Origin of the sequence: Bacillus gobiensis (genome assembly GCF_001278705.1) — a bacterium.
Classification (GTDB): domain Bacteria; phylum Bacillota; class Bacilli; order Bacillales; family Bacillaceae; genus Bacillus; species Bacillus gobiensis.
The window spans coordinates 4,516,332-4,534,918 of record NZ_CP012600.1; the positions used below are offsets into that span (position 1 = coordinate 4,516,332).

17 protein-coding genes and 1 riboswitch are annotated in these 18,587 nt (G+C 39.8%); of the genes, 12 read left to right on the top strand and 5 right to left on the bottom strand.

Annotated elements, in window-relative coordinates; all coding sequences use genetic code 11:
- Positions 1-134: 134 nt before the first annotated feature.
- From AM592_RS22640 to AM592_RS22650, 3 genes are all read left to right on the top strand, one after another.
- Positions 135-1,784 (top strand): alkaline phosphatase, encoded by a 1,650-nt coding sequence (locus AM592_RS22640; protein ID WP_192841126.1) that lies wholly within the window; start codon positions 135-137, stop codon positions 1,782-1,784.
- Positions 1,785-2,044: 260 nt separating this feature from the next.
- Entirely contained in the window at positions 2,045-3,199 is a 1,155-nt protein-coding gene (gene purT / locus AM592_RS22645) for a phosphoribosylglycinamide formyltransferase 2 (RefSeq protein WP_053605862.1), read from the top strand.
- Positions 3,200-3,524: 325 nt separating this feature from the next.
- Positions 3,525-4,505 (top strand): nuclease-related domain-containing protein, encoded by a 981-nt coding sequence (locus AM592_RS22650; RefSeq protein WP_053605863.1) that lies wholly within the window; start codon positions 3,525-3,527, stop codon positions 4,503-4,505.
- A 41-nt stretch (positions 4,506-4,546) separates the two neighbouring features.
- Here AM592_RS22650 and AM592_RS22655 read toward each other — a convergent pair whose 3' ends face one another.
- Positions 4,547-5,032, bottom strand: a complete 486-nt coding sequence (locus AM592_RS22655) for a QueT transporter family protein (RefSeq protein WP_053605864.1) — start codon at positions 5,030-5,032, stop codon at positions 4,547-4,549.
- Positions 5,033-5,038: 6 nt separating this feature from the next.
- Positions 5,039-5,083: riboswitch (PreQ1 riboswitch) on the bottom strand.
- 111 nt (positions 5,084-5,194) lie between these two features.
- On the opposite strand from AM592_RS22655, the gene AM592_RS22660 reads away from it, so the two are divergent.
- The 4 genes from AM592_RS22660 to AM592_RS22670 all read left to right on the top strand — a co-directional run bounded on the left by AM592_RS22660 (position 5,195) and on the right by AM592_RS22670 (position 7,952).
- On the top strand, positions 5,195-6,379 hold the full coding sequence (locus AM592_RS22660; protein WP_053605865.1) for an AGE family epimerase/isomerase: 1,185 nt from the start codon (positions 5,195-5,197) through the stop codon (positions 6,377-6,379).
- Positions 6,380-6,413: 34 nt separating this feature from the next.
- Positions 6,414-6,542 carry a hypothetical protein gene (locus AM592_RS25075; protein ID WP_264080144.1) on the top strand — a complete coding sequence of 43 codons (129 nt, stop codon included), beginning with the start codon at positions 6,414-6,416 and terminating at the stop codon, positions 6,540-6,542.
- A gap of 110 nt (positions 6,543-6,652) precedes the next feature.
- Positions 6,653-7,195 carry a GNAT family N-acetyltransferase gene (locus tag AM592_RS22665; RefSeq protein WP_053605866.1) on the top strand — a complete coding sequence of 181 codons (543 nt, stop codon included), beginning with the start codon at positions 6,653-6,655 and terminating at the stop codon, positions 7,193-7,195.
- Positions 7,196-7,334: 139 nt separating this feature from the next.
- Positions 7,335-7,952, top strand: a complete 618-nt coding sequence (locus tag AM592_RS22670; protein WP_053605867.1) for an NUDIX hydrolase — start codon at positions 7,335-7,337, stop codon at positions 7,950-7,952.
- Positions 7,953-8,933: 981 nt separating this feature from the next.
- Here the strand turns inward: AM592_RS22670 and AM592_RS22675 are convergent.
- The gene (locus AM592_RS22675) at positions 8,934-9,857 is read right to left on the bottom strand and encodes a DMT family transporter (RefSeq protein ID WP_053605868.1); all 924 of its coding nucleotides are present in this window, start codon (positions 9,855-9,857) and stop codon (positions 8,934-8,936) included.
- 113 nt (positions 9,858-9,970) lie between these two features.
- Between AM592_RS22675 and AM592_RS22680 the strand changes: the two genes are divergently transcribed.
- Genes AM592_RS22680 through AM592_RS24885 form a run of 3 tightly spaced genes read left to right on the top strand, consistent with a single transcriptional unit; the run spans position 9,971 to position 11,698 of the window.
- Positions 9,971-11,383, top strand: a complete 1,413-nt coding sequence (locus AM592_RS22680; RefSeq protein WP_053605869.1) for an aminotransferase-like domain-containing protein — start codon at positions 9,971-9,973, stop codon at positions 11,381-11,383.
- Between the two features lie 18 nt (positions 11,384-11,401).
- Positions 11,402-11,533 carry a GH25 family lysozyme gene (locus tag AM592_RS23665; protein ID WP_082364312.1) on the top strand — a complete coding sequence of 44 codons (132 nt, stop codon included), beginning with the start codon at positions 11,402-11,404 and terminating at the stop codon, positions 11,531-11,533.
- 9 nt (positions 11,534-11,542) lie between these two features.
- The gene (locus AM592_RS24885) at positions 11,543-11,698 is read left to right on the top strand and encodes a hypothetical protein (RefSeq protein ID WP_225970302.1); all 156 of its coding nucleotides are present in this window, start codon (positions 11,543-11,545) and stop codon (positions 11,696-11,698) included.
- A gap of 417 nt (positions 11,699-12,115) precedes the next feature.
- On the opposite strand, the gene AM592_RS22685 is transcribed toward AM592_RS24885, so the two are convergent.
- The 3 genes from AM592_RS22685 to hxlA form a co-directional block, all read right to left on the bottom strand.
- Positions 12,116-13,111 carry an NAD(P)/FAD-dependent oxidoreductase gene (locus AM592_RS22685; RefSeq protein ID WP_053605870.1) on the bottom strand — a complete coding sequence of 332 codons (996 nt, stop codon included), beginning with the start codon at positions 13,109-13,111 and terminating at the stop codon, positions 12,116-12,118.
- Positions 13,112-13,390: 279 nt separating this feature from the next.
- Entirely contained in the window at positions 13,391-13,948 is a 558-nt protein-coding gene (hxlB, locus tag AM592_RS22690; RefSeq protein ID WP_053605871.1) for a 6-phospho-3-hexuloisomerase, read from the bottom strand.
- A gap of 17 nt (positions 13,949-13,965) precedes the next feature.
- The gene (gene hxlA, locus AM592_RS22695; RefSeq protein ID WP_053605872.1) at positions 13,966-14,607 is read right to left on the bottom strand and encodes a 3-hexulose-6-phosphate synthase; all 642 of its coding nucleotides are present in this window, start codon (positions 14,605-14,607) and stop codon (positions 13,966-13,968) included.
- Positions 14,608-14,961: 354 nt separating this feature from the next.
- Here hxlA and AM592_RS22700 point away from each other — a divergent pair, with 354 nt between their 5' ends.
- Together AM592_RS22700 and solA are read left to right on the top strand one after the other, a co-directional pair.
- Positions 14,962-17,391, top strand: coding sequence for a GcvT family protein (locus AM592_RS22700; protein ID WP_053605873.1), 2,430 nt, complete (start codon positions 14,962-14,964; stop codon positions 17,389-17,391).
- A gap of 14 nt (positions 17,392-17,405) precedes the next feature.
- A complete protein-coding gene (solA, locus tag AM592_RS22705) occupies positions 17,406-18,557 on the top strand; it encodes an N-methyl-L-tryptophan oxidase (protein ID WP_053605874.1) in 1,152 nt (383 codons plus the stop codon).
- Positions 18,558-18,587: the final 30 nt, after the last annotated feature.

The window sequence follows — 18,587 nt, forward strand, 5'->3', positions numbered from 1 at the left end:
CATTTTACCCACTCCATTAGTATGAGAAAAACATTTCCGAAATCTTTATGTAAAAATAAATTTATATTTTCCACAAACAAGCTTAATTTTTTATCTTTATTCTTATATTTGGTATCACAAGCAGGGAGGATTCAGTGATGAAATTAAGTAAAAAGGTAATGGGAATTACATTGGCTGGCAGTTTAGCTATAGGATCACTTGGCTTTGGAAGCAGTGATGAAAAAGTAGAGGCTAAGAAAGATCCACAACAAGCGAAAAATGTCATCGTTCTGGTTATGGATGGAGTAAGTTCAAGTACAACAACGCTCGCTCGTTGGTATAAGGGAGAGCCGCTTGCGATGGACGGAATTCTAACAGGAGGAGTTCGTACATATTCAGCAGAGTCAGCAATTACTGATTCAGCTCCTGCAGGAACGGCGCTTGCAACAGGGAATAAATCAAATGATAAATTGGTAGGCGTATTACCGGAAACAGTAACAAGTCCGGGAGTGGATCCTTCATTGGCGGACAACCCGTTAAAACCCGTGGCTAATGTACTTGAAGGTGCGAAAACAAGCAAAAAAGCGACAGGAATTATCTCAACTTCTGAAATTCAGCATGCCACACCTGCCGGATTTTCAGCTCATGCGACCCACCGCAGTCAATATGACAATATCGCTGAACAGCAGGTTTATCAAGGAATGGATGTTGTATTGGGAGGCGGAAAAGACTCCTTTACGACAGGATCAGCCAAAAACAATCGAAAAGACGGAGAAGACTTAACAAAAGTCATTGAGAGCAAGGATTACGATTTCGTCGATACGCGTGACGAATTGTTGAAATCAAAATCCAGCAAATTATGGGGGGCTTTTGCACCCGCAGAATTGGCTTACGATCTAGATCGTCCTCAAACGAAGCCTAATGAACCAACGCTTGCTGAAATGACGAAAAAAGGGATCTCTACTCTTTCTAAGGATAAAGATGGATTCTTCTTATTTGTAGAAGGAAGTAAGCCGGATTGGGCAGCACATGCAAACGATCCGGTCGGAATGATCAGTGATGTCCTTGCTTATGATGCAGCGGTAAAGGAAGCTTTGGATTATGCTAAAAAAGATAAAAATACGATGGTAATTGCTGTTTCTGATCATGGAAATAGCGGGATTTCAATTGGAAACCAAAATACGTCAAAGTCTTATCCTTCTACACCTGTTTCAGCATATGTAGATCCTTTGAAGAAGGCAGAAATGACTCTAGAAGGAGCTTTGAAACAGCTTAAGCCTGACAAATCGAATGCTCTTGAAGTTGCAGCACTCTATGGAATCGATCACCCTTCAGCAGAAGAAAGAAAAGCGATTGAAGAATCTTCTGACTTAGGAAAAACGCTCGTACAGCTATTAGCTGCTCGTGCTAACATTGGCTTTACTACCGGAGGACATACAGGTGAAGATTTGTTCTTGTATTCATACGGACCAGGAAAGCCTGAGGGACTTGTTCAAAATACCGACATCGCTCATACAGTAGCCGGAGCTTTAGGCTTTGACTTAAAGAAACTGGACAAGCAGTTATTCGTTGACGCAGAAAAAGCGTTCAAAGAAATTGGAGCGAAAGTAAGCATCGATTCCTCTGATTCGCAAAATCCGGTTTTAGTTGTTAAAAAAGACAAAAAAGAAGCGAAACTTCCAGTAAACAAAAATATCGTCACTGTGAATGGAAAAGACCGGGAGCTTAACAGTGTAACGGTTCAATCCAACGGCAAGTTCTATGTATCCAAAGAAGCAGTTGAGCTTGTTAAAAAAGGAAGGTAATTTGGTTTTGTCCCCCCATTTTAGTTGAAATGGGGGGCATTTTTTTTGGATGTAGGTTGACTTTTAAACCATCAATATTAAAATTCTCCTCTATTAGACCACAGTTTACTTTCACTTCTATTGTGCGGCTATGAAGCCTTCTCTTTCCTAATCTTAATCATTTTATCTTCAAGAACTATTTAAAAACCGAATAAAATATTGTTTTTATCATACTATATTTCGTTTATAATGGCAGTGTATATGTCTGGAGGGTTAATGATATGTTTCAATCGAAGAAAATTCTGTTGTTAGGTTCAGGAGAATTAGGGAAAGAAGTGATCATCGAAGCACAACGTCTTGGTGTGGAAACGATCGCTGTTGACCGTTATGAGCATGCGCCAGCGATGCAGGTTGCACATCGGAGTTATGTTGTGGATATGATGGATCCGAAGGAAGTTAGACGAATTGTCGAGAATGAAGAACCGGATTTAATAGTCCCGGAAATTGAAGCGATTGCGACAGCTGAGTTAATTCAATTAGAAAAAGAAGGATTTCGAGTCATTCCGAATGCGAGAGCTGCTCAATTAACAATGGATCGTGAAGGAATTCGGCGATTTGCGGCTGAGACACTGCAGCTTCCAACAGCAAATTATGAATTTGCCGATACGTACGAGGAATTTGTACAAGCCGTTCACGAAATAGGCTTTCCTTGTGTAGTCAAGCCTATTATGAGTTCATCTGGGAAAGGACAAAGTGTCTGCCGCACTGAAGCAGAGATCAAAGAGTCATGGAGCCTTGCCATGGAAGGCGGACGAGTGCAAAAAGGACGAGTCATTGTCGAAGAGTTTATTCCATTTGACTCAGAAATAACTCTGCTTACCGTTCGTGCAGTAGACGGAACCAAGTTTTGTGCCCCAATTGGCCATAAACAAAAGGACGGAGATTATATTGAATCGTGGCAGCCTCACGATATGTCAGAGGAGCAAATACGTGAAGCGAAAAGGATTGCCCAAGCAATTACCGACGGTCTAGACGGATATGGCTTGTTTGGCGTGGAGCTTTTTCTTTCTAAGGACAAAGTTTATTTCAGTGAAGTATCTCCGCGTCCGCATGATACCGGCCTCGTCACGCTTGTTACACAAAACCTGTCAGAGTTTGCCTTGCATGTGCGTGCTATTTTAGGCTTCCCGATTCCGGAAATTACTTTTACAACCCCAGGAGCAAGCCGTCCGCTAAAAGCTGCGGAGGAACATAGCGATTACACCATTGACGGAGTTGAACAAGCTCTTGGCGTTCCTGAGACACAGATCCGAGTATTTGGGAAACCCGTGGCTACACCTGGTCGCCGTGTCGCTGTAGTGCTATCTTCATCAGACACAGTGGAAAAAGCGAGAGTGAATGCGGAGTTGGCTCTTGATCGGTTAAAGGTGAAATAAATTGTATGTAAAGGAATAGTGGGCAGAAGACCCATGTGCAATTATGAAGTGTTTTTGTGCAAATATGACACGAACCTGTTCAATAAACGGGCACATCTGTTCAATTATGCAGTGCATCTGTTCAATTTTAGGTTAAACCTGTGCAAATAATTGTTTCAATTGTTCAATTGGTCTACGGCGCTGACATGATCCCGAAATGATCGCATGATAATCCCCTTATAAAAATTGAATTTGAATGATTATTTCACTATTTTCACAATAAAGCAGGTCGTTTGCAGATAATTATAGAAAATCCTATCAAACTTTTCATAAGGAGTTTGATAGGATGATCATTAAAGAACGGAAATACCCGATATCAATTCAGAAGCTTGAAGCAATCTTAAGAAGATTACCTAAAAAACCTTCCTTTTCATCAAAAAGAGCATTAATTGAAGAGGAGCTGCTTAAACAGAAAGCAGGTTATTATGGAGAGCAGTCCCTTGACTATCATCTGCGCTTTTTGCCGGATAAAAAATATTTTATTCTCCAAGATCTGAGACTTGCAAACAAATACGGATTTTTTCAGATTGATACGTTAATTCTTTCCCAGAGCTTTCTTGTAATCCTTGAAATCAAAAATATAAAAGGGACCATCTATTTTGATGACAACTTTAATCAACTTATTCGATCATCCGATGGAAAAGAGGAAGGGTTTTTAGACCCGCTGCTGCAAATCAGAAGGCAGCAGTCAGAGTTGATGCATTGGTTATCTAATGATTTTAAAAATTTCCCTGAAATCCCCATAGAAACCTTTGTTGTAATTAGCAACCCTTCCACAATCATTAAGTCCACGACAAATAATACTTTTCTTAAGGAAACGGTAATGCATGGAACATTACTTCCTCAAAAGATAACCGATCTTGGCAAAAAGCACCCTCCTAAAATCATCCCGATGAAACAGTTGAAAGAACTTGCTCATAAGTTAAAGAAAATGCATGTAGTGAGCAATCCAGACCTATTAAAAAGGTTTGACATTAAGAAATCGGAATTAGTTAAAGGAGTATACTGTCCAAAGTGTCATTCTTTGCCAATGTTGAGAAAGAATAAAGCATGGCTTTGCAAATCCTGTTCATATTCTTTAAGAGATGCCCATATTGAATCATTGAAAGATTACGCGCTTTTAATAGGGCCGACAATCACCAATCGACAGCTTAGAGATTTCTTGTACCTTTCTTCTAGAACTACTTCCGTCTATTTTCTCAAATCCATGAACCTAAAGCATTCCGGCAACACAAAAGGCAGGGTATACGAATTGCATTTTTCATAGGAAGTGAAGCAGTATTGCGAGAGTATGCATCATTCTAAAAACTAAACTAATTTATCAAACCTCACCCGTTTATTCAACGCATACATGATCGGCATCCCAACGAACATGACGACAAATTCGCCAATGGCGGTCGTAAGCCATGTCGCAAAGAAGGGGAAGTCCATCGCCAATTGAAGCTCGATCGCAATCAAAAACATTGTAAATGTGAAAACGAGTGTGTTGATCACCATACGGGCAACAATGCTTTTGACAAATCGTGCCGAAAAAATCGTAATTGATAAGGCCAGCAGAGATTGCCCGACACCAAAAACGAGGTCATAGGCAAGTAATGGAGAAAAAAACAAATTCGTTAGAAATACACCTAAAATAATTCCATAAATAAATTTTTTATTAAAAACGACCAAATGATTGAACATTTCTGAGATGCGAAATTGGATATTCGTAAACCCAAATGGCTGGATTAAAGCTGAAACTGCAATGTATAAAGCAGCAAACAAAGCATTTCCTACAATTGTTTTGGTACTCATTTTTCTCTCTCCTTAGTTTTTTATCGTGGGATGGTTACGAACCACGTCCTGCAAAATCTACATAATAAAACCACTGGCATGTTTAGTAAACATAAAATTGGAGAGTTTATCAAGAAAGATGATAGGGAAACATCTAAAAAAACAAATAAGGGGGACCTAAATGTGAATGTGAAATCAGAAGAATATATAAAAGAACAGATATTTTCCGCGTTGAATTTTTATTATCCAAAATGTATGGACCTCGAAAATGGCGGATACGTGGGAGAGATGCTGGATGATGGAACCATAGTTGATGTCAAAACGAAGCATCTTGTTGCTACGAGCCGTCACATCTATACCTTTAGTGTCGGAGCTCTGCTAGACGGACCCGAATGGTGCAAAGAAGCGGCTGAACATGGATTAAGATTTCTGCAGTCCTTTCATTTGGATAAGGAAAACGGCGGGTATTTTACTGAGCTTAGCGGTCAAGAGGTGGCAGATTCCTCAAAAAACGCTTACGGGCATGCATTCGTTCTTTTAGCCGCTTCAATGGCAGCAAAAGCCGGAATATCTGGATCAGAAAAGGTGATCGAGGACGTTTATCAGACAATGGAGAAGCATTTTTGGGAAGAGGAGCACCGCTTATATAGGGATTTTGCAAACGCAGATTGGAGCAATTTTTCAAGCTATCGCGGGCAAAATGCTAATATGCACTCATGTGAAGCTATGTTGACAGCCTATGAAGCAACAGGGGATGAAAAATATTTGAAACGAGCACATGAGCTTGCAGAAAGTGTAGTGAATAAGCTGGCTAGTCAAAGCGGAGGCTGGATTTGGGAGCACTTTGATGAACAATGGAAGGCGAATTTTCAATACAGTAATGAAACAAATAACGAAACACGTGATGAATTTCGTCCGATCGGTTTTGTTCCGGGTCATCAATTTGAATGGTGCAAGATGTTTGTTTGGCTGGATAAATATCAAAATGAACCAGGGCTTGTAGAAAAAGCAGAAACGTTATTTAAAGACACATGGAATAAAGCTTGGGATGAAAAATACGGCGGCCTGATTTATTCTTTAACTCAGCAATTTGAAATGATAGATGATGATAAAAATTATTGGGTCCAGGCCGAAGCAATAGCCGCTTCTGCCATGCTGGCTGCCAGAACAGGAAATGAAGCGTATTGGGATTGTTACCGTCAAGTCTTTCAATATAGCCACTATTATTTTATCGATCATCAATATGGTGCCTGGTATGCTTTGCTTTCTCGTCAAAACAAGAAATATTCAGAATTGAAAAGCCCGGCGACCAAAGCGGATTATCACCCGATTTCTGCTTGCTATTTGGCATTAAGAGAAATAAAATAATAGTATTGTGAAAACATGAAAGGAGGGTGCCCGGATGAAGAAGAGATCTATTTCAAATCTATCTAAAGGTATTGGGTACTCGACTGCTGTTTTCTTTAAAGTTGTGGATCACGGGAGAAGTCTGTCTATAAACGGAAGCCTTAGCGATTCATTTCTTTATTAGAAGGAATACGTGGAGGACATGCCACAGCTCGCTTTTCTGTGGTATGTCATTTTGATACATCACAGGATCCCTGTGGTGTTTTTTATTTAGTAAAAATGGGAGGGGATGTCATGAAAATGACGGGGAGAAACATATTTATTAAAACGATGGACACTTCAGACGCAGAGGCTTTTCTGCAGCTGGAATTACGAAACAAAGAGTTTTTTCAGACGTATACTCCATTACGCAACAACAATTTTTACATGATGGAAGGACAATTAAAGCGTATACAATCAATCGTGAAAAATAGAGAGCTGGAGCAGGAATATTCCTTTGGAATCTACATAATCGGCAGCGAAGAATTAATCGGAAAAGTCACATTATCAGAGGTGGTAAGAGGGGCTATTCAAGGCTGCTTCATTGGATACTATTTAGATAAACAACATAATGGGAAAGGATATATGACAGAGGCTGTCAGGCTCACCGTGCACTATGCCTTTCATGACCTGAATCTTCATCGGATCGAAGCCGGGGTTATGCCGCACAACCAAGGGTCCATGAAGGTACTGGAAAAAGCGGGATTTCACAAAGAAGGCATAGCGAAGAAAAATGTAAAGATCAACGGAAAATGGGAGGATCATCAAATATTGGCAATCGTGAACGAAAACGAGTAAGGAACTTGCACCCATTTACAGGTGCTGGAAACACACCATCAGCAGGTGACGAGTCAAATCGAAGAGTTGAAGCATAACCTGGAAGCGATTGAGGATAAAATTGAGCTTTATCGAAAAATGGAGGAAAAGGATGTGTTGAATGAGTAATAAATGGCTGGATTGGGCAAAGCAAATTCACGCGATTTCGCAAACAGGATTGGCTTATTCAAAGGACGTATACGATAAAGAACGTTATGAACAATTGCTGCGCCTTAGTACTGAGATTTTTGCCGAATATACCGATTCTGGTATGGAAAAAATCAAACTATTTTTTTCGAAGGAAACTGGCTATCAAACTCCTAAAGTAGACGTTCGGGGAGTCGTTTTTAAGGAAAACAAAATCCTGCTAGTAAAAGAAAATAGCGATCAACGGTGGGCATTGCCTGGCGGTTTCTGTGATGTCGGCTTATCGCCTGCCGAAAATGCTGTAAAAGAAATCAAAGAAGAATCAGGCTATGATACAGTTAGTACAAAGCTGCTTGCAGTATTGGACTATCACAAGCATCCTCATCCGCCAGATATCTTTCATTACTATAAAATTTTCATTCAATGTGAATTGATTGGAGGCTCCCCGAGTATGGGTGTAGAAACCAATGATGTTCGTTTTTTCTCAGAATCCAATTTGCCCGAGCTTTCACTTAATCGAAATACAGAGTCTCAAATAAAGCTGCTGTTTGAGTTTTTAAGAAATCCTCAGAAAGAAACGATCGTTGATTAAATAGACAGCAGGGGACGTGAAGATTGTTTCGTTGATGCAAATGGATTGATTGCTAGTTCACAACACTTATTCTGTTGATGCAAAGTGGGCTGTAGCTAGATGGGGGAACAGCGAGAATACAGGGGAAGTGGCTTCACGAAAAAGACTCTCGCTTTATACACTTGGAACGGTTTACACCCTTCCAATGAAGGATTCAGGTGAATCGCGGCAGTAACAAAAGGGTTTATGGAACCTTATTAACTATTATAAGAAAAAGCCCTTCCTTCTTTTGGAGGGGCTTAAAACTATTTCAACTTCTCGAGGTTTCTGCTCTGTTTTACGAAAACGAGGTAAACAACTGAAAAATCCAGTTAAATTTGAATTACTTATCTTTTAAAGCGGATCTTATTATCATTTTTACTAACATTACTACTAGTGCGATGCAAATAATTAACACGATTAAACCTTCGATGCTAAAGTTCCCCATAACGATCACTTCCTTACCAATTTGTCAGGGTCTATGACTTTTAAGAGTAAACGAACTAAATTCATTAGAGACAGTTGTTTTCGCAACGACAGTTGAATATGCAACAGTAGCTGTGAATGTGTCACTCATACCAGAATAAAAAGTATCCTGATTTTCATTGCTTGAAGTTAATGTATCTTTCAAAAACTTTACCAATTCCCTGCTTCCAATTTATTCCTTTGGTAAGAGATTATAGCATCTGAAAATTATATATTATAGTGAATTTCTATGAAATGATTCGAAAGTATTGTTTCTCCAAAAAATATTTAGACACATTAACTAATGCTTTGTTTTTCGGAGGATAGATAGTTTAATTCAAAGATATTTATGTTGATTCTTTTTTCATAAACGGTAATGCTAGGCCAATAACCTTCATGTTAAATCCCCATATCATAACCATTTTTGTTATTCTCATTTAGCATCAAGGACAAACCTCCGTTGTCTTGTTAACGTACATGCATATTGCCCGCACATACTTATTGATAAGAGGTCGTTTTGGACACCGGTGATTTTCGGAGCAAGCGCAATAAATGGTTAGCATTCACCATCAGCACTCCTGCAACGATAGTTAAGCCTCCAAGAACAGTGGTCCATGAAAAGAATTCGTTGTACAAAAGAACCCCTAGAGTTAAAGCGATAAATGGTGCCACGTATAACCATGTGGAAGGGAAAACCGGTCCTGTTTTTATGACGAGCCAATAGTATAAGCTATGCCCGATCATTGAACCTACAACGATCAAATAAAGAACGGAACTAACAGCCGGCACAGAAGAAAAAGCTTCGAACGAAACAGGTTCTGTTACTAGTGAAAGGCCAATCAGCATCAGTCCGCCCAGTATCATTTGTGCTGCATTAAGAGTGACAGGCGAAGCATCACCCATTCTATGGGATATGTGCTTCATATATACGGAGCCAGATGCATAGAACACTTGGCCAAGCAACACAACGATACACCCTATAAGCCAATTGACGTGCATTTCACCTTTCAAGCTTGGCAGCGTAAGCAAAACTACTCCTAATAAACCAACAACACAGCCGATAAACCCCAACCGGCTGCTTTTTTGCTTAAGCACTGTCGTTTGAATGATTACGATCATCAGCGGTGCAGTGGCGCATAAAACGGCTGCGATTCCGGAAGAGATATATTGCTCTGCCCAATAAATGGTAGCGAATGTACCGAATGTTAAGCACATGCCAGTGATCATCATTTCTTTTTTAAGCAATAAAGAGAATGAAGCTTTTTTTCTCCATGCCATCCACAAAAAAAGAATCAGCCCTGCGACAAAAAAACGGATCCCTGCTGATAAAAATGGAGGAAACCCTTCATCTACTCCAATCTTAATAGCCAAAAATGTAGTTCCAAAAATAAAACAAATCGTTAAATAAGCTGCGTAAACCACTAAAATTCCTCCTTTTCTCCATCATAAATAACAAGAGATAGAACAGTTATCATTGAATAGAACAGTTTTCTGCAATTATGATAAAATGATAGAAAAAAAGGGGGACGACGGGTGTGAAAAATCAAATTCATAATGAAATCCCGCTTTTTAAGCAAGTCTATGATTTCGCCTTAAGAAGGATTGAAGGCGGTGATTGGAAGGAGCACGAAAAAGTTCCCTCTGTCCGTACCATGGCAGCTAAAATGAAGATGCATCGGTTGACTGTTTTAAAAGCGTACCAAATGCTGAAAAACGATAACCATCTCTATGTAAAAGACAAGTCAGGCTACTATGTTCAGCCTAAGGGCATACGCGTTTTTACACAAACAGATAATCCGATTGTTTCTTCTTATGTCCATAAAAATCACTTGTCGGAAATTCACCAGGTTAAGGTGGATTATCAATTTTCAAAAGCTCTTGTGAACCCTAAGCTATTGCCAACCAAATTTTTTTCAGAATATTTAAAGGATGTCCTCGTCTCAGAGCCTGAAATTCTTGGGACGTATTCGACGATTGAAGGCGATGAAAAATTGAGGAAGCATATGTCTTCCTATTTTATCGAAAAAAATAATATGCATGTGGACCCTGCGGAACTTGTAGTTTTTTCCGGGGCTCAACAGGTGATATACCTCGTGGCACAAACCTTTGTGAAACGAAGAGACACTGTATTGTTGGAACGCCCGAGCTACAGTATGGCAATCGACGCGTTCCGGCAGCAAGGTGCCGAGATTATTCCGGTGGAGCTTTTTCCGGACGGCTATGATATAGCTGAGATTGAGCAGCTGATGAAAAAGCATCAACCACGGCTATTTTATTTGAACCCAACGTTTCATAATCCGACCGGCTACACCGTTCCTGCCGATCAGCGAAAACAGCTGGTTGAGCTAGCTGAAGCGTACGGATGCCTGCTCGTGGAGGATGATACGAATTACGATATTTATTTTGATGAGAAACCGCCGCCGCCGATCTTTTCGTATGATACGGAAGGGTATGTCATTTACATTCGCGGCTACAGTAAATATGTCAGTCCCGGACTAAGAATTGCGTTTGCGGCCTGCCGCGCGCCGCTGATGAATATTCTCAAATCGGCCAAGTCTTTGGCTGATAACGGTGCCCCGCTTTTAAATCAGAAAATGTTTCTTCATTATTTCTTTTCAGATCGCATGCAAACGCATTTGGAGAAGCTGCGAATCGCATTAAGCATTCGTAAAGAAATTATGGAAGAAGAACTGGACAAATCAGGATGGAAGTGGGTAAGTCCAAAAGGGGGATTAAACCTATGGGTAGAGCTTCCCGGTCATATCCCCGTCGAACGCCTGCTGGACGAATGCCTGAAAAACTCGATTTCATTTGTCCCTGGAGAAATTTGTGACCCGCTAAAAGAAAGAAAAGCGTGGATTCGGCTAAGCTACTCGTTCGTGAACGAAAACGAGATACGAAGCGGAGTGCGGAAGCTGCTCAGAATAGCAGACGAAATCAGTTTGTGACGTGCGGGGAAGACTAATGTGAGTGTTTGGAATGCTACAAAGGGTATTGATGTTTCACACTTGCGGGGGAACATTGACTGGAAGAATGTTGAGGCAGACGGCTTAGAATTTGCATTTATCAAAGCAACAGAAAGCATCATAACACGATGATAATTTTTCATGAATGCAGCCAGCGCATGTATAAAAGAAGGAATATTATTAAATCCAAGTATTGAAGGATACAAACAAATCGCTGCAGTAGTAAAAGGGTGTAAGAAGTTTATTAATTATTGTAATCAAAAAGCTCTTCCGTTCTTTTTCAGACCATATGAATAAAACGTATCGGGATAACTTAAAAGTGCCGAGGCTATGTATGGATGAAGAACACATAGTCAAAATGGAACATCTATTATCAGATAGTTAAAACAAAGCTATTCTTTCAAATGGAATATAAAATGCCGCTAATCCTTTTTAAGGAAAAGCGGCATTTACATGATTATTACTCATAAACTCCGAAGAACGGCAGCCAGTGGAGTTTATATTGGTTTTTTTTGTTACTGTTGTCCTTACTTTTCTGTTCACTGTTCTTCCTTTGGTTCCTCTAAAAACAATCGACTGTTTTTCGCTTCTCCATGGTTTATCCATTAATAATGGTCGAGTTTCTTCCTTTATATATGTTCTCCAAAAGAATACATGCGCTACCATTGTTTTAAGGTTTTGTTACAGAATCTTTTTATCGATTTCCTTTCATTATTAAGCAAATACAGAAGTGCTATGAAGCGGCTGAACTTTTGCTTTTGGATCTAAATAGGATTTAGCGTTATTTACAGCAGTAGGTGCCTCTCCAAGACCAGTCGCTATCAATTTTACTTTTCCGTCAAATGTACAAATGTCTCCGGCAGCGTACACTCCGGGGATATTAGTTTCCATCTTGGAATTGACAACAATCGAATTTTTTTCAATTTCTAACCCCCAATTCTTAATAGAACCAAGAGAAGATACAAAACCAAAGTTAATAATTACTTCATCAACCTCAATGGCTTCTTCAGTGCCTACTGTCACCCTTTCTAAAATTACTTTGTTAATCCTATCATCGTTTCCAACTAATTCCACTGGAACATAAGGAGTTTTTAAAGTAACGTTCGAAGAATCTAATTGGGTCACACTGTGTTCATGTGCTCTGAATTTTTCCCTACGGTGAACGAGAATGACTTTCTCAGCAATTGGTTCGAGCATAAGTGCCCAATCAATAGCGGAATCTCCCCCTCCACAAACCATTACTTTCTTGTTACGAAATTTCTCCAAGTCATCGATGAAATAATGAATGTTTTTATTCTCATACTTTTCTGATCCTTCAAGCCCTATTTTTCTAGCGTTAAAAGCTCCAATTCCTGCTGTGATAATAACTGTTCTTGTTAGATGCTCTTCTATATCAGTGGTGAGTTTAATTGTTCCGTCTTCCTTAATATCAAGATCTTTCACTGTTTGTTGTAAACAAATTTTTGGATTAAACTGCGCCATCTGTTCTTTTAAGCCCGTGATTAAGTCTTTTGCCCGAATTTTAGGAAATCCGGCTACATCATAAATGTATTTTTCTGGATATAGGGTAGAGAGCTGCCCGCCAAGCTGAGGTAAGCTTTCAATTATTTTTACGGATGAATTTCGCATACCTCCATAGAAAGAAGCAAATAGGCCTACAGGACCTCCACCAATAATTGTAATATCATATATCATCTTATCTTGTTTCATCATTAAATCCTCCAAAATCACTCTACACAATTACTCATAAGATTTTGATTAGAAATGTTAACAGAATTCTACCTAAAACAGCCCAAGCCTCCAAACTGTGCAGTCTCGTGGAAATCCTGTTAGTTTTAGAAATAGCCGTAAGGGTGGAAGGATTTTCTTCTATTCTGTAAGGCTCTTTCTTTCGTAAACAGAAGTAAAAGATCTGCTGCTTACATTTATGCCCATTGAATAAAAATGAACTAAACGGTTCTATTGAGTCCAAGATCAGAGCTTCTGATTCTACTCCAGATTGGCATGTCTGCTAAACATTGTTTTCGAATTCATCCCTTTTTTCTCCATAACCTTTAATATAACAGCATCAAAGAATAATAAGAGAGTTTGCTCGAATAGGGATCCCATTGGCTGTATCGTTTTATATTCACTGCCTGTTTCAGTTTTAGATTGAGCCGCTAATTTAATAGAAACTTCAGCCATTCTTCCAATAGTGGAATCAGGAAATATTGTGACAAGTGCTACTGTTGCTTCCAATTTTTTTGCTTTTTCAGCCATGGATACCAGACTCTTTGTTTCTCCCGATCCAGAACCGATAATCAAAATATCCTTCTTCTCCAGGTTAGGAGTAACGGTTTCTCCTACGACATAGGCGTCTAAGCCCATGTGCATCATCCGCATGGCGAAAGACTTAGCCATAAATCCGGATCGCCCCGCCCCAGCCACAAAAACCTTCTTTGATTCGAGGATATAATCTACCAGCTTTTCAGCTTCTTCACTGGATATTAAATCAGCAGAACGGTTTAGCTCTTCGATAATTTCATTAACGTATTGGGTTGTCTGCATAATGGTTGTAACCTTTCTTATGCAAAAGTTTCTTGTTTAATTAAGTTTTGCATTTGTGCCGCCACAGCTTTTTTATCTTCGTTACCTGTAATACCTCCACCTACAATAACTAGGTCGGGTTGTGATTGCACCACTTCCGGAAGTGTGGCTAACTTAATTCCCCCTGCAACTGCAGTTTTCGCATTGTTTACGACACGCTTAATCGTTTGAAGCTGTTCAAAAGGATTTTCTCCCTCTGCTTGAAGGTCATAACCTGTGTGGACACAAATATAGTCTACTCCCAGTGCGTCAACTTCTTTCGCACGTTGTTCAAGGTCTTTTACATTAATCATGTCAACTAGGATTTTCGCTCCTTGTTTTTTAGCCTCTTCCACAGCCCCCTTGATTGTCGCATCGTCTGTTGCTCCAAGAACGGTAATAATATCAGCGCCGGCTTCTGAAGCTTTCATTACTTCATATGCACCTGCATCCATAATTTTAAGATCAGCCAATACTCTTAGAGAAGGAAATTCCTCCTTAATCTCTTTTACGGCTTTGAGACCTTCGTTAATTACCACAGGTGTACCGATTTCAACGATATCAATGTGTTCTTGAACCTCTTTTACTACTTTCTTTGCTTCAGGAATATTAACAAGATCTAATGCTAATTGAAGTTCCATCCAATTTCACTCCTTATTTTTTTGGTGTAATTTTAGTCTAAGTGGTAATTTTCAAAAAAAAAAGTACGCACTTATAAAACATATAGTTACAAATAACACACTTATTGAAAAAGGAAGGGAAAGTAAGTCAAACTGGTATTATATAAAATCATCGGGAATTGAAAGTAGTTGTTGTGTATTTTTGTTATAGAAACAACTATGAAAGGACTTTTCCGAACGTTTTTGAAAAATACCTAAAAAAAATACGGGTTAGATTTTCTCACAAAATGTTTTTAATATTCTAAAATTTAAAATTATAATTGGCCCAATCGTAATATTACGACTTTGTTTTACTAGGGAGTGAGGTGCAGAGTTATGAAGCAAAAGAAAATTGTCATCATCGGAGCCGGTATTGTTGGATGCAGTACTGCCTACTACTTAAGCAAAATGGGGCAACAAAACATTACAGTCATTGAGCAAGGACCGTTGTTTGAAACAGGGGGATCAACCTCTCATGCACCAGGGCTTGTGTTTCAACTTAGTTTTTCTAAAGTATTGACTACTTTAGCCTCTCAAACAGTGGAGACTTTTAAGGATTTAAGTGCTGAGGGACAACCTTCTTTCTATTCGGTAGGGAGTCTGGAAATTGCAACTACACCTGAGCGTTTAGAAGATTTGAAACGAAAAGCAGGTGTGGGAGCATCGTGGGGAATCGAAGCATTGATTCTTTCACCCGAGGAATGTGCCAAAAAATGCTCGCTAATTAATCCGGATAACATTTGTGGAGGACTATATGTACCGTCAGATGGAGTTGCTAAACCGCTTCGTGCTATTGATAAAATGGCGAATTTTACAAAATCTCTAGGTGCTAAGTTTTATGGTCACACAGAGGTAACAGGAATCGACATTGTGGATGGTCAAGTAAAAGCGGTCGAAACAAGTGCTGGAAGATTTGAAGCTGACTTAATAATTTGCTGTGCTGGATTCTGGGGACCTCGTATTGGAGAAATGGCAGGAGTAACTATTCCTCTTCAACCAATGGCACATCAATATGTGTTTACCAATGATTTGCAAGAACTGGCTGATGAAACAGAAGAGGCAACCGCACCGCTTATCCGCCAACAAGATGATGCCATATATTTCCGCCAAGTATTCAATCGTTTAGGTATCGGTTCTTATCAGCATCGTCCATTGCCTGTCGAGCTTAGTGAGATTACCAAGTATGGCGAAGCGAAAGAAATGCCATCTGTAAAGCCCTTTACACCTGAAGACTTCGAAAAACCATGGCATGATGCCCTTAAACTTATTCCAGCATTAAAACAAACAGGCATGAAAAAAGGAATAAACGGTATATTTTCCTTTACACCTGATGGAATGCCGCTGTTAGGAGAATCACAAAAAGTACGTGGATTTTGGGTGGCAGAAGCTATATGGGTGACCCATTCTGCTGGTGTTGGGAAAGCGATGGCTGAGTGGATTGTAAATGGAGCGCCAAACCTTGATCTGGAGTTATGTGATATTAATCGTTTTGACACATATGCACAAAGCCCTACTTATTTTAAAAAGCGTTCCATTGAACAATATGAAAAAGTATATGATATCCATCATCCATTTATGCCGCCGGAAACATCGCGTGATATGCGTGTAAGTCCATATTATATGCGTCAAAAAACCTTAGGGGCTTATTTTAGTGAACGATCTGGATGGGAGCAGCCACAATGGTATGAAGCAAATGATTCGCTTGTTGCAAAATATGAAAAACACATCTTGAAACGTGAAGGATGGGCAGCTCAGTATTGGTCACCAGTTATTGAGGCTGAACAGCTGCATACTCGGCAATATGCTGGGCTTTATGATATGACGGCTACCAAAAAACGGCTCGAGATCAGCGGTGAAGGGGCACTAGAGTTTTTACAAAAATTAACGACAAGCAATATCGATATTCCAGTTGGTCATGTAACGGATACATTGATGCTCCATGAATTAGCTGGAATAAAAGATCGAATAAGAGTGATTCGTACAGCAGCTTCGACCTTCTTTGTTCTTTGTACGGGAGCCGTTGAAGCGAGTTGGATTAATAAACAATTACAAGCATCCAGCCGAGTTTTGATCCAAGATTTAACAGCTGGGATATGCAGCCTCGGTGTAATAGGATCTAAGACAAAAGAAATTATGCAACCTTTTGTTTCTGAGTCTTTTACATCAGAAGGATGGGTACTTGGCAAAGCAAAGGAACTATTTATTGAAAATGTTCCGGTGTTAGCTGTTTATGATTCCTATTTCGGTACAGAAGGATGGGAGTTATTTACGACTTTTGATCAAGGATTACTATTATGGGATTTATTAATTGAAGCAGGACGCCCACATCAGCTTATTGCTGCAGGTGACCGTGCACTTGAAAATCTTCGAATCGAATCACTTTCGTCAAGAAGCGGGAAAGACTTCTGGAGTGAACATGATCCATACGAAGTAGGGCTATATCATATGGTTGACCTTAATAAACCAGCCTTCATTGGAAAAGATACATTGCTTGTTCGTAAGGCAAAGGGACCTAAGCTATTGTTAACTACGTTAGTGTTGGATGATCCGTCAATGGTTGTGATGGGGTATGAACCGGTATTTCATACAGGAAAGACAGTTGGCTTTGTGACGAGCGCTGGATATGCATACAGTCTGGGCAAAGGGGTGGTATATGCGTTGCTATTACCTGAAGTTGTAAAAGAAGGTAATGTATTAAGTATTGAATACTTCGGACAGCGGCACAGAGCGAAGATCCTGGCACAATCTGTCGTAGTTTCTCAATAACAGGAGGTATAGATATGTCCAACAATTATGATGTCATAGTTATCGGTTTAGGAGGAATGGGTAGTACAGCTGCATACCAATTAGCAAAGAGAGGTCAACGGGTACTTGGACTTGAACAGTTTGGTCCGGCACATGACCAAGGGTCAAGTCATGGCGGTTCACGAATCATTCGACAATCTTATTTTGAAGATCCTGCATATGTTCCTTTATTACTTCGTGCCTACGAATTATGGAATGAGATTGAACGGGAAAGCGGAGAGGAAATTCTCACTATTACAGGGGGATTGATGATGGGACCCCCTGACAGTTTAACAGTATCCGGCAGTATTGAAAGTTCCAAACAGTGGAATCTTTCTTACGAGATTCTAGAAGCGAATGATATACACAGACGTTTCCCGGTTTTCACCCCTTCATCTAACACACTTGCATTATATGAAGAAAAGGCTGGGTTTGTTCGACCAGAACTAAGTGTGTATACTCATCTTCTTCAAGCGGAGAAGCATGGTGCTGAACTCCGATTCTTTGAAGCTGTTCAATCATGGGAAGCTCACCCTTCTGGTGAAGGTGTACGTGTTGTGACAAATAATGGAACATATGAAGCCGGGAAAATGATTATTTCGGCAGGGGCTTGGGCACCCCAGTTATTGAAAGACATAGGTGTAAACTTACAAGTTGAACGTCATATTCAAATGTTCTTTGAGCCGACAGGAGGAATAGAGCCTTTCCGTGTTGGGAAGCAACCGATTTATGTATGGGAAGCAGATGATAATGTGCAGTTATATGGTTTTCCTTCTTTCGGAGTAGGTGCTGAAGGAGCAAAAGTCGCTTTCTTTCGCAAGGGAAAACCTTGTACACCTGAAACCATTGACCGCACTGTGTATGACTATGAAGTTGCAATGATTAGAGAGTATCTTGCTCAAGGCCTTCCACAGTTAAATGGTCGATTTTTACAAGGGAAAACATGTATGTATACCAATACACCAGATGAACATTTTGTTATTTCCAATCATCCAGATTATCCGCAAGTGGCAGTCGCAGCTGGATTTTCCGGACATGGATTTAAATTTGCGAGTGTTGTAGGGGAGATTTTAGCAGACTTAGTGATTAATGGACAAACAAATCACCCAATAGATTTATTCAGCCCCCAGCGTTTTGTTTTTCAGTAAGTTGTGAATCAGCCATAGATGCTCTATTTA

Bases quoted from the DNA above. Each gene is read 5' to 3' on its own strand.
- purT (WP_053605862.1), top strand. From the start codon at position 2,045: ATGTTTCAATCGAAGAAAATTCTGTTGTTAGGTTCAGGAGAATTAGGG.
- AM592_RS22650 (WP_053605863.1), top strand. From the start codon at position 3,525: ATGATCATTAAAGAACGGAAATACCCGATATCAATTCAGAAGCTTGAA.
- AM592_RS22655 (WP_053605864.1), bottom strand. From the start codon at position 5,032: ATGAGTACCAAAACAATTGTAGGAAATGCTTTGTTTGCTGCTTTATAC.
- AM592_RS25075 (WP_264080144.1), top strand. From the start codon at position 6,414: ATGAAGAAGAGATCTATTTCAAATCTATCTAAAGGTATTGGGTACTCG.
- AM592_RS22665 (WP_053605866.1), top strand. From the start codon at position 6,653: ATGAAAATGACGGGGAGAAACATATTTATTAAAACGATGGACACTTCA.
- AM592_RS22670 (WP_053605867.1), top strand. From the start codon at position 7,335: ATGAGTAATAAATGGCTGGATTGGGCAAAGCAAATTCACGCGATTTCG.
- AM592_RS24885 (WP_225970302.1), top strand. From the start codon at position 11,543: ATGAATGCAGCCAGCGCATGTATAAAAGAAGGAATATTATTAAATCCA.
- AM592_RS22685 (WP_053605870.1), bottom strand. From the start codon at position 13,111: ATGAAACAAGATAAGATGATATATGATATTACAATTATTGGTGGAGGT.
- hxlB (WP_053605871.1), bottom strand. From the start codon at position 13,948: ATGCAGACAACCCAATACGTTAATGAAATTATCGAAGAGCTAAACCGT.
- hxlA (WP_053605872.1), bottom strand. From the start codon at position 14,607: ATGGAACTTCAATTAGCATTAGATCTTGTTAATATTCCTGAAGCAAAG.
- AM592_RS22700 (WP_053605873.1), top strand. From the start codon at position 14,962: ATGAAGCAAAAGAAAATTGTCATCATCGGAGCCGGTATTGTTGGATGC.
- solA (WP_053605874.1), top strand. From the start codon at position 17,406: ATGTCCAACAATTATGATGTCATAGTTATCGGTTTAGGAGGAATGGGT.